8 protein-coding genes are annotated in these 12317 nt (G+C 72.0%); 5 read left to right on the forward strand and 3 right to left on the reverse strand.

The genetic code is table 11. The annotated features are described in order from the left end of the window. Positions 1–150: 150 nt before the first annotated feature. Both ACIRJR_RS25825 and ACIRJR_RS25830 read left to right on the forward strand, forming a co-directional pair. Positions 151–324 carry a hypothetical protein gene (locus ACIRJR_RS25825; protein WP_403784761.1) on the forward strand — a complete coding sequence of 58 codons (174 nt, stop codon included), beginning with the start codon at positions 151–153 and terminating at the stop codon, positions 322–324. Positions 325–326: 2 nt separating this feature from the next. Next, positions 327–3413, forward strand: a complete 3087-nt coding sequence (locus ACIRJR_RS25830) for an AAA family ATPase (RefSeq protein ID WP_403785137.1) — start codon at positions 327–329, stop codon at positions 3411–3413. Positions 3414–3424: 11 nt separating this feature from the next. Here the strand turns inward: ACIRJR_RS25830 and ACIRJR_RS25835 are convergent, their stop codons facing one another. From ACIRJR_RS25835 to ACIRJR_RS25845, 3 genes are all read right to left on the reverse strand, one after another. After that, positions 3425–3907, reverse strand: coding sequence for a DUF6191 domain-containing protein (locus tag ACIRJR_RS25835; protein ID WP_403784763.1), 483 nt, complete (start codon positions 3905–3907; stop codon positions 3425–3427). Then, the gene (locus tag ACIRJR_RS25840; RefSeq protein WP_403784766.1) at positions 3826–5004 is read right to left on the reverse strand and encodes a PQQ-dependent sugar dehydrogenase; all 1179 of its coding nucleotides are present in this window, start codon (positions 5002–5004) and stop codon (positions 3826–3828) included. Before ACIRJR_RS25840 ends, ACIRJR_RS25835 begins: the two co-directional genes overlap by 82 nt. Positions 5005–5097: 93 nt before the next feature. After that, a complete protein-coding gene (locus ACIRJR_RS25845; RefSeq protein ID WP_403785140.1) occupies positions 5098–6030 on the reverse strand; it encodes an aldo/keto reductase in 933 nt (310 codons plus the stop codon). Positions 6031–6184: 154 nt separating this feature from the next. On the opposite strand from ACIRJR_RS25845, the gene ACIRJR_RS25850 reads away from it, so the two are divergent. From ACIRJR_RS25850 to ACIRJR_RS25860, 3 genes are all read left to right on the forward strand, one after another. After that, positions 6185–7135: a 2-hydroxyacid dehydrogenase gene (locus ACIRJR_RS25850; RefSeq protein ID WP_403784768.1), complete on the forward strand. Its 951-nt coding sequence runs from the start codon at positions 6185–6187 to the stop codon at positions 7133–7135. A 265-nt stretch (positions 7136–7400) separates the two neighbouring features. Then, positions 7401–10232 (forward strand): EAL domain-containing protein, encoded by a 2832-nt coding sequence (locus ACIRJR_RS25855; protein WP_403784770.1) that lies wholly within the window; start codon positions 7401–7403, stop codon positions 10230–10232. 217 nt (positions 10233–10449) lie between these two features. After that, positions 10450–12306, forward strand: a complete 1857-nt coding sequence (locus ACIRJR_RS25860) for an acetolactate synthase large subunit (protein ID WP_403784772.1) — start codon at positions 10450–10452, stop codon at positions 12304–12306. Positions 12307–12317: the final 11 nt, after the last annotated feature.

The raw sequence follows: 12317 nt of genomic DNA on the forward strand, positions 1-12317 counted from the left end.
GCCGCTATCGCCATGCCCCCCCCGGCCAACCGCCCCCCGGGTCCCCGAGGGCCGCCACCCGCCCGCGGCGCCCCCCCCCCCGGGCCACGGTGTGGGGGGCCCCGCCAACACCCCGCCCCCCCACTCTCGTTCCTCATCAGGGAGAACACCATGTTCGAGTACGAACTCCACCGGATCGCCTCCGCCGAGCTGATCCGTCTGGCCGAGGAGAGGCGCACCGTCCGCCAGGCGGTGCTCGCCCGTCGCGCCGCCCGCCGTGCCGGACGGGACGACACCGAGGGGCAGGTGGGAGAGAACCGGAGCTGGTTCGTACGCGCCGCGTGACGATGGACGGCCCGCGTAAATCGGTGGCGGGGGTGTCGTACGCGTATGCGATGCTCAGCGGCGTGGAGACCAACACCGTCAGCCCCGTCTTCGTCGGCCGAGCCGGTGAACTCGCCGCGCTCACCGGGACGCTCGCCCGCGCCGCCGCCGGAGAGCCGCAGGCGCTGCTCGTCGGCGGTGAGGCGGGCGTCGGCAAGACCCGGCTGGTCGAGGAGTTCATCAGGGCGGCCTGCCGCCGGGACGCGGTCGTGGCCGTCGGCGGGTGCGTGGAGATCGGAGCCGACGGCCTGCCCTACGCCCCGTTCGCGACGGCGCTCCGCGCCCTGCGCCGCGCACTCCCGGAGGAACTGACGGAGGCGCTCGCCGGCCAGGAGGGCGAGCTCGCCCGCCTGCTGCCCGAACTGGGCGAGGCCGACCGGGCGCCTGACGACGAGCACGGCACCGCCCGGCTCTTCGAGCTCGCCGCCCGGCTGCTGGAGCGCGTCTCCGCCACCCGCACGGTCGTCCTCGTCCTGGAGGACCTGCACTGGGCCGACGCGTCCACGCGCCATCTGCTCGCCTACCTGTTCCGGACGCTGCGCAACGGCCGCCTCGTCGTGATCGGGACCTACCGTGCCGACGACGTCCACCGGCGTCACCCCCTGCGCCCGCTCCTCGCCGAGCTGGACCGGCTGCGCACGGTCCGCCGGGTCGAACTCGACCGCTTCAGCCGTGCCGAGGTCGGCCGGCAGCTCACCGGGATCCTCGCGATGGTCCCCGACGCCGCACTGGTCGACGAGATCTTCGAACGCTCCGACGGCAACGCCTTCTTCGTCGAGGAGCTCGCCCGCAGCGTGGAGTGCTGTGGTGACGGCTCCGGGCTCTCCGACTCCCTCCGCGACCTCCTCCTGGTCCGTGTCGAGGCGCTGCCCGACAACGCGCAGCGGATCGCCCGGATCATCGCCGAAGGCGGCTCCACGGTCGAGCATCCGCTCCTCACCGCCGTCGCCGGCCTCGCGGAGGACGACCTCGACGAAGCGCTGCGGGCCGCTGTCGGCGCCAACCTGCTGCTGCCGACCCCCGACATCGACGGATACCGCTTCCGGCACTCCCTGGTCCGCGAGGCCGTCAGCGACGACCTCCTCCCCGGCGAACGCACCCGCCTCAACCGCCGCTACGCCGAAGCGCTGGAGGCCGACCCCTCGCTCGTACGCGCTGACGAACGCGCCGCACGCCTCGCCAGCTACTGGTACGCCGCGCACGACGCGGTCAGGGCGCTGCCCGCCGTGCTCCAGGCCGCGGTGGCGGCCCGGCGCCGCTACGCGTACAGCGAGCAACTCCGCCTGCTGGAAAGGGCCATGGAGCTCTGGGACGACGTCCCCGACGCGGTACGCGCCACCCTGCGGCCCCTCGACCACGCCGAGGCGTACCCCGGCTGCGGCTGCGAGCCGGGCGACCCGTTGCGCTACCTCGACCTCATGGCCGAGGCCACGGTGGCCGCCCGTTTCGGCGGTGACCGCGAACGCGCCCTGCACATAGCGAAGAAGGCACTGCGCATCCTGGGCGGAGACAGTGACCCGCTGCGCGAGGCGTGGTTCTGGGTGCAGCGCTCCCTGCTGATGCAGAGCCTCTCCCGGGGGGACGGCCGACAGGAACTGGCCACCGCCGAGGACCTGGTGCGGGGGCTGCAGCCGTCCGCCGTGCACGCTGACGTCCTCGCCTCGGTCGCCAGTTGGGGTGCCCTGCACCGGCCCGGGCCCGAGACCCTGGTCGCGGCCGACCGGGCCGTGGAGTACGCCCGGCTCGTCGGCGCGGAGTCCATCGAACTGCACGCCAGGCTCACCCGGGGCTGGCTCACGATCGACGCGGGGGACGTCGAGGAGGGCGTCGCCGAGATGTACGCCGTCCGGGACCGGTCCGAGGAACTGCACCTGGTGGGCGTCATGAGCCGTGCCGCCGTCAACCTGCCCTCGTCACTGGAATCCTGCGGCCGCTCGCTGGAGGCGGTGGCGGCCGCCGACCACGGCATCCAGACCTGCCACAGTCACGGGGTCCCCGAGTCCGAGGCCTGGACACGGGCCAACCAGGCGCAGTCGTACTACTCGCTGGGGAACTGGAAGGAGAGCCGGGCAGCCGCGGAGGCCGCCGCCCCGCTGGCCCGGTCCCGCAAGTCGAACGCCCTGGTGGCCGCCCGCCGCACCGACCTGGCCCTGGCCACCGGCGACTTCGAGGAGGCCGAGGAGCAACTGGCGCTGAACCGCCGCCATCTCGGCCACGACCAGCAGCCTCAGCACCTGATCTGCCCGGTCCGGCACTCCATGGTCCTCGCCGCCCGGAAGGGCATGCTCCCCGAGGCGCGGGCCGCGTTCGAGGCGCAGTCCGACATCGGTCTGCCACCGGGAACCCAGCGGTACTCCCTGCCGCTGCTCCAGGCCGCCGCCGCGATAGAGGCGGACGCCCGCGGGCTGCCCGCCATGGAACCCGGACGGCCGGCGGTCCTGGAGCGGATCCGGGGCCACCTCAAGCGGCTGCCGATGCTGGTGCCCGTCTGGGCGGCGTACGGCCTGCTGATCGAGGCGGAACTGGCACGGGCGGAAGGGACGGACACCCCCGATCTCTGGTGCAGGGCCGCCACGGCCTTCGCCCCGCTCCACCGCCCCTACGAGCTGGCCCAGATCCGCCACCACTGGGCGGAGGCGATCCTCACCGAATCCGGTGACCGGACACCGGCGGGGGGACTCCTCCGGGAGGCACACGCCGTGGCGTCGAGGCTCGGCGCACGGCCACTCGTGGAAAGCATCGAGCTCCTCGCCGGCCGTGCCCGGATCGCGCTCACCGCTCCGGACGGTGCCGAGCACGAGACAGCCCATCCAGTCGATCCGGTCCCGGCGGTGGACGTGACCGAGTCGTTCGGGCTGACCTCGCGGGAACAGGAGGTGCACCGGCTGGTCGCGGCGGGCTACACCAACCGCCGCATCGCGGAGGAGCTCTACATCTCCCCGAAGACCGCCAGCGTGCACGTGTCCAACATCCTGGCCAAGCTGGGCGTCTCCAGCCGTGGAGAGGCAGCCGCACTGGCGCACCGCTTCCGGCTGTACGCGGCGGCCTGAGACGCCCCGCCTCAGGCAACCCGGGACCCGGCGGGGCGCAACCCGGGACCCGGCGGGGCCAGGAGTCTCAATCGGCTTCGGGCTCCTGTCCGGCTCTTCCCCCGCCGGTCCCGGGCCGGCCGCCGTCCGCCCGGACGGCGCCCCCTGTGCCGGACGGCGCCCCCTGTGCCGGGCGGCGCCCCCTGTGCCGGGCGGCGGAGTGTCACCTTTCCGGCGGTGAGGTCTATCGGGCCCCGCGCGGGGTCACCGACGCCCAGGTCCACCCGGCTCAGCTCCAGCCGCTTCTGCTCCTCAGCCGTGTGCCTACGGCCTGGCGCGAACAGTTCCTCGAAGAAGTTGAACACAGTTGAACACCTGCTGTGCTCCCTCCGACCTCGTGCCGCCGGACCGGCGTGAACCGGGCGGCTCCCGGCTACCGCACCTTCAGCAGCAGGATCCGGTCGTCGCCCGACTTCGGGCTGCCACGGCCGTCCGTGTTGCTCGTGACCAGCCACAGCATGTCCCCACCCGCGGCGAGCACCGTGCGCAGACGGCCGTACTTCCCTTCCAGGAACGACTGGGGGGCGGCCAGCGGTTCCCCGTCGGCCTTGCCCGACAGGGGGATGCGCCAGAGCCGCTCGCCCCCCAGCCCCGCCATCCAGACCGAACCCTCGACGTACGCGATGCCGCTCGGAGAAGCCTCGGAGGTCTTCCACTGGGCGACCGGGTCGACGAATCCGGACTCCCCCTTCTTGCCCTCGACGTCGGGCCAGCCGTAATTCCTGCCCGGCTCGATCCGATTGAGCTCGTCCCAGGTGTTCTGGCCGAATTCCGCCGCCCAGAGCTGCTTCCGGCCGTCCCAGGCCAGGCCCTGCACATTGCGGTGCCCGTACGAATAGACCAGCGAGTCGGCCTCGGGATTGCCGTGCACCGGCTCGCCGTCGGGTGTCATCCGGAGGATCTTGCCGGCGGGGGACGACCTGTCCTGGGCAAGGCCCGTGTCACCCGTCTCGCCCGTGCCCGCGTACAGCATGCGGTCGGGTCCGAACGCGATCCGCCCGCCGTTGTGGACGGAGCCCTTCGGGATGCCCCGCAGGATGGTGTCCGGGGCGCCCAGCTGCTGGCCGGCGGGCTTCTTCTCGTCGTACTGGAGGCGGACGATGCGGTTGTCCGACTCGGTGGTGAAGTACGCGTAGATCAGATGGTCCGCGCCGAAGGTCGGGGCGACGGCGAGGCCGAGCAGCCCGCCCTCACCCGCCGGGGCGACCCCCGGAACCGAGCCCAGCGGGGTCTTCCTGCCGCTCTCCCCGTCGATCCGGACGATGGTCGCCTCGTCACGTGAGGAGACCAGCAGATCGCCCCCGGGCAGAGCCGCGAGGCCCCAGGGAGACGCGAGGCCGTCCGCCAGTGTCTTCACCACCTCGACGGAGCCCTTGGCCGGCGGCAGCTCCACCGAGGGGCTCGCCGAGGCCGCGGGAGCCGATGTGGCGCCCGCGGGTGATGAGGCGCCCTCTCCTGCCGCCGGACCGTCGCCGGACGAGCAGGCGGACAACAGGAGGGAGACCGAGGCGCACAGGGCCACTACCCCTGTGCGCAGCGCGGGAGTTTGCACAGCACCGATCCTTTCGACGGTCGCACGACTACTGTTCTTACACCGCGGCTCCGTCGCGGGTTCCAGGTCTCCGCCAATTCTCCCGCCGCGCGGTCAGTCCCACGACCCGCGGGCCGGCGGCAGTCCCGCGATCTCGGCCAGGTCCCCGTCGGTGAGCACCAGGCGCGCCGCTCCGGCGTTCTCCACCGCCCACGGCTCACGCTTCGCTCCGGGCACGGGCACCACATGGCGTCCCTGTCGCAGGACCCAGGCGAGAGCCACCTGCGCCGGTGTGGCGCCGTGCCGCTCCGCGATCCGCCGGAGACCCGCCACCACAGGCTGGTTGGCCGCCATCATCTCCGCGGTGAAGCGGGGGTGTCTCGCCCGCGGATCGTCCGGCTCGAAGCCCTGGCCCGGCTTGAGCGTCCCGGTGAGATAACCGCTGCCCAGCGGCATCGCCGCCAGCACGCCCACACCCCGGGCCGCGCACCACGGCAGGAGATCCTCCAGCGCCTCGGGCGACCACACGGAGAGCTCCGCCTGGACCGCGCTGACGGGGAAGACCTGCTGTATCCGCTCCAGCTGCCCGATGGTCCCGTCGTGCATCCGTGCCCCCGGCCGGCGGCCGGCGCGCGCGCCCACCGCGCACAGCCCCAGCGACCGCACCTTGCCGGCGGTCACCAGGTCCGCCATGGCACCCCAGGTCTCCTCCACCGGAATCTCCGGATCCGCCCGGTGCAGCTGGTAGAGGTCGATCACATCGGTCTGGAGGCGTCGCAGCGAGGCGTCGCAGGCCCGGCGCACATAGCCGGGACGGCCGTTGGCCACGATGTGCTGATCGCCGACCAGCAGACCGCACTTGGTGGAGAGGAAGGCTTCCGAACGGCGCCCCTTGAGCGCCCGGCCGACGAGCAGCTCGTTGGTGAACGGCCCGTACATGTCGGCGGTGTCGAGGAGTTGGACGCCCGCGTCCAGCGCGGCGTGCACGGTCCGCACCGAGCGGTCACCGCGCTGCTGCGACGTGTTGTAGGCCCAGCTCATCGGCATACAGCCCAGCCCGACCGCGCCGACGGCCAGCGCCGCCGCACCGATAGTCCTGCGCTCCAACTCCCCGCACCCTCCCTCGGTCCCGTGATCACGGGACCACCAGCACCCCAAAGTAACCTCTGTGGTTCCGCGCCCTTCGCATAGCCTCCTGACCATGACTTCTGCATTTGCCAACGACGTATGGCTCCCGTTCGCCGCCGATGAGGTCGACGGCCTCCCCGAGGGTCTCAACTACCGTTTCTGGGACGGCGGCCGGGACTACCCGGCGGACCCCTCCGACTGCGCGTTCTACGTCGTCCCGTACATGAAGGGCCCGGAGGTCGCGGTCCGCCCGCTCGAGGGGATGCGCGCGGTCCAGGTCGTCCAGACCCTCTCCGCCGGCATCGACCACGTGGAGCCCGGACTCGGTCTGCTGCCCGCGGGGGTTCGGCTGTGCAACGCCAAGGGCGTGCACGAGGCGTCGACCGCCGAGCTCGCCCTCACCCTGGTCCTCGCATCGCTCCGGGGGTTCCCGGGCTTCGTGCACGGCCAGGACAAGGAGGAGTGGCGGTCCGGCTTCTACCCGGCGCTCGCCGACAAGTCCGTCCTCGTGGTGGGCTACGGCTCGATCGGCGCGGCCATCGAGGACCGGCTCGAACCCTTCGAGTGCGCGCGGGTGGTGCGCGTCGCGCGCTCGGCACGGGCAACCGAGCGCGGCCCCGTACACGCTATCGAGGAGCTTCCCGCCCTGCTGCCCGAGGCCGACATCGTCATCCTGTCCACTCCGCTGAACCCTTCCACACAAGGGCTGGTGGGGCCCGCCTTCCTGGCCGCCATGAGGGACGGCGCACTGCTCGTGAACGTCGCCCGGGGAGCCGTCGTCGACACCGACGCCCTGCTCCGCGAACTCGAGGCCGGGCGTCTGCGGGCCGCGCTCGACGTCACCGACCCCGAACCCCTGCCCGCAGGCCACCCGCTCTGGCATGCTCCCCACACACTGATCACCCCCCATGTGGGCGGCAGCACCTCCGCGTTCCTGCCCCGGGCCAAGCGACTGCTGGCCGCACAGCTCACCCGGTTCGCCGCGGGGGAGCCGGTCGGCAACCTCGTCCTCACGACCGGCTGACCACGCTGCGGAGCCGATCGGCCGCTCCCCGTCCTCACAACACCCCAGGTGGTCACGGAGAGTAGAGAAGCTATGTCCCTGAGTGACGGCTCTGGTGTATCGTCCACAAGAGGGCAGCGCCGTGGAAGGGACGGCGCCGGGAGTAGCGCAACGCGAGGGGGCGACGGGCGATGTTCGGCCAGTGGAGAGACGATCCGACGCGGCAGGGCGGGCAGAGGAGGCCGGCGGAGGCGCGGGCGCCGGGAGCCGTCCGCGGGGCGCACCGGTGAGCGCCCTCGGGGCCCTGCTCTCCCGGCAGCCGTCCGCCGGGCGGGCCGTCGGGCTGCGCTCCCAGCTCGTCCTCGCCGCCGTCTGCGCCGGATACGGCGTAGGGGCCGCCTGGGGCTGGGGGTCCCCCGGAGTCGCCCTCTTCATGGGTGACTTCGGTCTCAGCGTCGCCGCCCTGATCGCCGCCGTGTCGTGCTTCCTCTACGCGCGCACCGGCGGCAGCCGGCTCCGGCCCGCCTGGCTCCTCTTCTCGCTCTCCTCGGCCATGGCCGCCGGAGGCAACGCGGTCTGGGGGTGGTACGAGGTGGTGCTCGGGCGCCCGGTGCCCACCCCCTCCCTGGCGGACCTCTTCTTCCTCTGCTTCGCGCCGCCCGCCATCGTCGGGCTGCTGGTCCTCGCCAAGCGGCCCGTCACCCGCGCGGGCTGGGTCTGCCTGGTGCTGGACGCCTGGCTGATCGGCGGATCCCTGCTGACGCTCTCCTGGAGCCTCGCGCTCGCCCACACCGCCCACGTCGCGAACGCCGCGGGGGAGAGCGTGGCCAGAGCCGCCCTCTCGCTCGCCTACCCGCTGCTCGACATCGTGCTGGTCTCCATGGTCCTCGCGCTGCACTTCCGGCGGGTCAACGTGAACCGCTCCGCGGTGAACACCGCCATCGCCGGCCTCGCCCTGACCGTGGTGTGCGACGCGCTCTTCACGGCCCCGCTGCTGCGCTCGGCGTACCACTCGGGCCAACTGCTGGACGCGGGCTGGTTCGCCGGTTCCCTGATCCTCGCGTACGCCCCCTGGGGGGCCCGCCGCAGCCAGGACAACGCTGTCGAAGCCGCCGCCCCCGAGCCACGTGCCGTGAGCCGCCCCATCGCCGGGTCACTCGCGGCGCTCACGCCCTATCTCGCCGCGGCGGTCTGCACCCTCGGCATCCTGTACAACGTCGTGGAGGGCCGCAGGGTCGACCGCGTCGTGGTCCTCACCGGCTGCACGGTCGTGCTCGCCCTGGTGCTGCGCCAGGCCATCATGCTCCTCGACAACATCGCGCTCACCCAGGAACTGGCCCAGAAGGAGAACCACTTCCGCTCCCTGGTGCAGGGCTCCAGCGACGTCATCATGATCGCCGAGCCCAGCGGGGTGCTCCGCTACGTCAGCCCCGCGGCCGCCGGTGTCTACCGCCGCGACGCCGAGGGCCTCGTCGGTGCGGAGCTGTCCTCGATCATCCATCCCGACGACCTCGGGGGAGTGGTGCACGCGTTGCGGCGCTTCCTCGCCGCGTCGTCACGGGAGGAGCCCACCACCAGGATCGAGTGCCGCTTCCGGTCGGGTACCGGCGACTGGCTCCACGTCGAGTCCACGGTCAACCGCCACCAGGGCGGCCTGCTGCTCAACAGCCGCGACGTGACCGAGCGCGTCAGGCTGCAGGCGCAGCTCCAGCACAACGCCGAACACGACCCGCTGACCGATCTGCCCAACCGTGCCCTCTTCACCGCACGGGTCGGCCAGGCGCTCGGCGGCCGCCGGACCGGCGACCCGGGCACCGCCGTGCTCTTCATCGACCTCGACGGCTTCAAGGCGGTCAACGACTCCATCGGCCACCAGGCGGGCGACGAACTCCTCGTCCAGGCCGCCCGCCGCCTCCAGGAGTCCGTACGCGCCTCGGACACCGCCGCACGCCTCGGGGGTGACGAGTTCGCCGCGCTCATCGTCGGCGACGGCACCCGCGACCAGGCCGCCCGGGAGTGCCAGGTCCACGAGATCGCCGACCGGCTGCGTCTCAGGCTCTCCCAGCCGTACCGGATCGGTCCAGGCGAGGTCCGGGTGGCCGCCTCCATCGGGGTCGCCTTCGCGGAACCGTCCATCACACCCAAGGACCTCATGCGCAACGCCGACCTCGCCATGTACCGGGCGAAGGCCGGCGGCAAGGACCGGGTCGAGCTGTACGCCCCTCAGATGCAGGCCGACGTCGTGCGCCGTTCCGAGCTCACGTCACGGCTGCGCACCGCCCTGCGTGACGGCGAATTCGCCCTGCTCCACCAGCCCGTGGTCCATCTGGCCAGCGGCACCGTCGCGGCCGTCTCCGCCCAGGCCCGCTGGCGCTCCTCCCAGGGCATCCTGTTCACCCCCGCGGAATTCCTCCGGGTCCCCGAGGACAGCGACCGCGCCTCCGAGCTCGGCACCTGGCTGCTGGAGGAGGCCGTGGAGCAGGCCGCGGACCGGTTCGGGGCCGGGCATCCGGTCTCCGTCTGCGTGCGGGTGTCGGCCGCCAGGCTCCTCGACAGGGCCCTGCCCCCGGGATCCGTCGAGGCGCTCCTGACCCGGCACGGGCTGCCCTCCGGCGCGCTGCTGATCGAAGTGGCCGACAGTGATCCGCGGATCTCCTTCGACGAGCTGGAGCAGCGGCTGGTCGCACTGCGCCGACTCGGCGTCCGGATCGCGCTCGACGGTTTCGGCAGCGGGTACGCCGCGGTCAACGCCCTGCGCCGGCTCCCCATCGACGTACTGAAGCTGGACCGCTGCCTGGTGGAGGGGGTCGTCGAGTCGGCGAGACTGCACAAGATCACCAGTGGCCTGCTGCGCATCGCCGGCGATCTCGGCATGCAGTCGGTGGCCGACGGGGTGGACGTGCCCGAACAGGTGCGCGCGCTGCGCGCCATGGGGTGCACCCACGGCCAGGGGATGGCCTTCGCGGGCCCGCTGGACGAGTACAGGCTGCGGCACGCACTCATCCGCGGGAAGTATCCGGTCCCCGGCGTCGGTCCGGCCGCTCAGCCGGTGCTGGCGGGCGGTGCGATCCCGCCCCAGGGGCGCTCACATGATGAGACTCCCGTCCCACCCACTTGACACCGTATGCGTACCGGAGAGAGGGTCAATGCCATGCGCACCCGAATTCTCGTACTTGGAAAGCGCGTCGGCTGAAGCAGGGTCACTCATGGACACCCTGCAGACCGCACCGGCGCGCTCCCCTCGCTTGCCTCACGGCACGAGGGGTTTTTTGTTGCACCGGGACCTTTCAAAACCCCGTAAAAACACCGCATAAACCCTCAGCTTCGAGAAGAGAATGCCGATGACCGAGCAGGCCACCGGGGCCCAGCACCCGCAGCCGCGGGCCCGTAACGGCGGACCGTCCTCCGCCTCCGTTGAGCACCTCACGGGCGCGCAGTCCCTCATCCGTTCTCTCGAGGAAGTCGGGGCCGACACCGTATTCGGCCTCCCCGGTGGCTGCATCCTGCCGGCGTACGACCCGCTGATGGACTCCACCCGGGTCCGTCACGTCCTGGTCCGCCACGAGCAGGGGGCCGGCCACGCGGCCACCGGCTACGCGCAGGCCACCGGCAAGGTCGGGGTCTGCATCGTCACCTCGGGGCCCGGTGCGACCAACCTGGTCACCCCGATCGCCGACGCGGCCATGGACTCCGTGCCGATGGTCGCGATCACCGGTCAGGTGGCCTCGGCCGCCATCGGTACGGACGCCTTCCAGGAAGCCGACATCTGCGGCATCACCATGCCGATCACGAAGCACAACTTCCTGGTCACCCGCGCCGAGGACATCGCGCACACGGTCGCGGAGGCCTTCCACATCGCCTCCACCGGCCGCCCGGGACCGGTCCTCGTCGACATCGCCAAGGACGCGCTGCAGGCGAAGACCACCTTCAGCTGGCCGCCGGCCATGGACCTGCCCGGCTACCGCCCGGTGACCAAGCCGCACGCCAAGCAGATCCGCGAGGCCGCCAAGCTCATCACCCAGGCCAAGCGCCCGGTGCTGTACGTCGGCGGCGGTGTCATGAAGGCCGGCGCGACCGCGGAGCTGAAGGTCCTGGCAGAGCTCACCGGAGCGCCCGTCACCACCACCCTGATGGCGCTCGGCTCCTTCCCCGACAGCCACCCGCTGCACGTGGGAATGCCCGGCATGCACGGTTCGGTCACCGCCGTCACCGCGCTGCAGAAGGCCGACCTGATCGTCGCGCTCGGGGCCAGGTTCGACGACCGCGTCACCGGCAAGCTGGACAGCTTCGCCCCCTTCGCGAAGATCGTGCACGCGGACATCGACCCGGCCGAGATCGGCAAGAACCGCGCCGCCGACGTCCCGATCGTCGGTGACGCCCGCGAGGTCATCGCCGACCTCGTCCAGGCGGTTCAGGCCGAGCACACCGAGGGCCACACCGGCGACTACAGCGCCTGGTGGAAGGACCTCAACCGCTGGCGCGAGACCTACCCGGTCGGCTACGACCTGCCGGAGGACGGCAGCCTCTCGCCGCAGCAGGTCATCCAGCGCATCGGCGAACTCGCCCCCGAGGGAACGATCTTCGCGGCGGGCGTCGGCCAGCACCAGATGTGGGCCTCGCACTTCATCCAGTACGAGCAGCCCGCGACCTGGCTCAACTCCGGCGGCGCCGGGACCATGGGCTACGCCGTCCCGGCCGCGATGGGTGCCAAGGCCGGCATGCCCGACCGAACCGTCTGGGCGATCGACGGCGACGGCTGCTTCCAGATGACCAACCAGGAACTCACCACCTGCGCGCTCAACAACATCCCGATCAAGGTCGCCATCATCAACAACGGCGCCCTCGGGATGGTCCGCCAGTGGCAGACCCTGTTCTACAACCAGCGGTACTCCAACACCGTGCTGCACTCCGGCCCGGACGCCGACGGCAACGCCGCCAAGGGCACCCGCGTGCCCGACTTCGTCAAGCTGTCCGAGGCCATGGGCTGCTACGCGATCCGCTGCGAGGACCCGGCCGACCTGGACAAGGTCATCGCCGAGGCCAACGCGATCAACGACCGCCCGGTCGTCATCGACTTCATCGTCCACGAGGACGCCATGGTGTGGCCGATGGTCGCCGCCGGCACCTCCAACGACGAGGTCATGGCAGCGCGCGGCGTCCGCCCCGACTTCGGCGACAACGAAGACGACTGAGAGACAGAGAG

This window comes from Streptomyces sp. NPDC102402 (assembly GCF_044765765.1).
Lineage (GTDB): Bacteria > Actinomycetota > Actinomycetes > Streptomycetales > Streptomycetaceae > Streptomyces.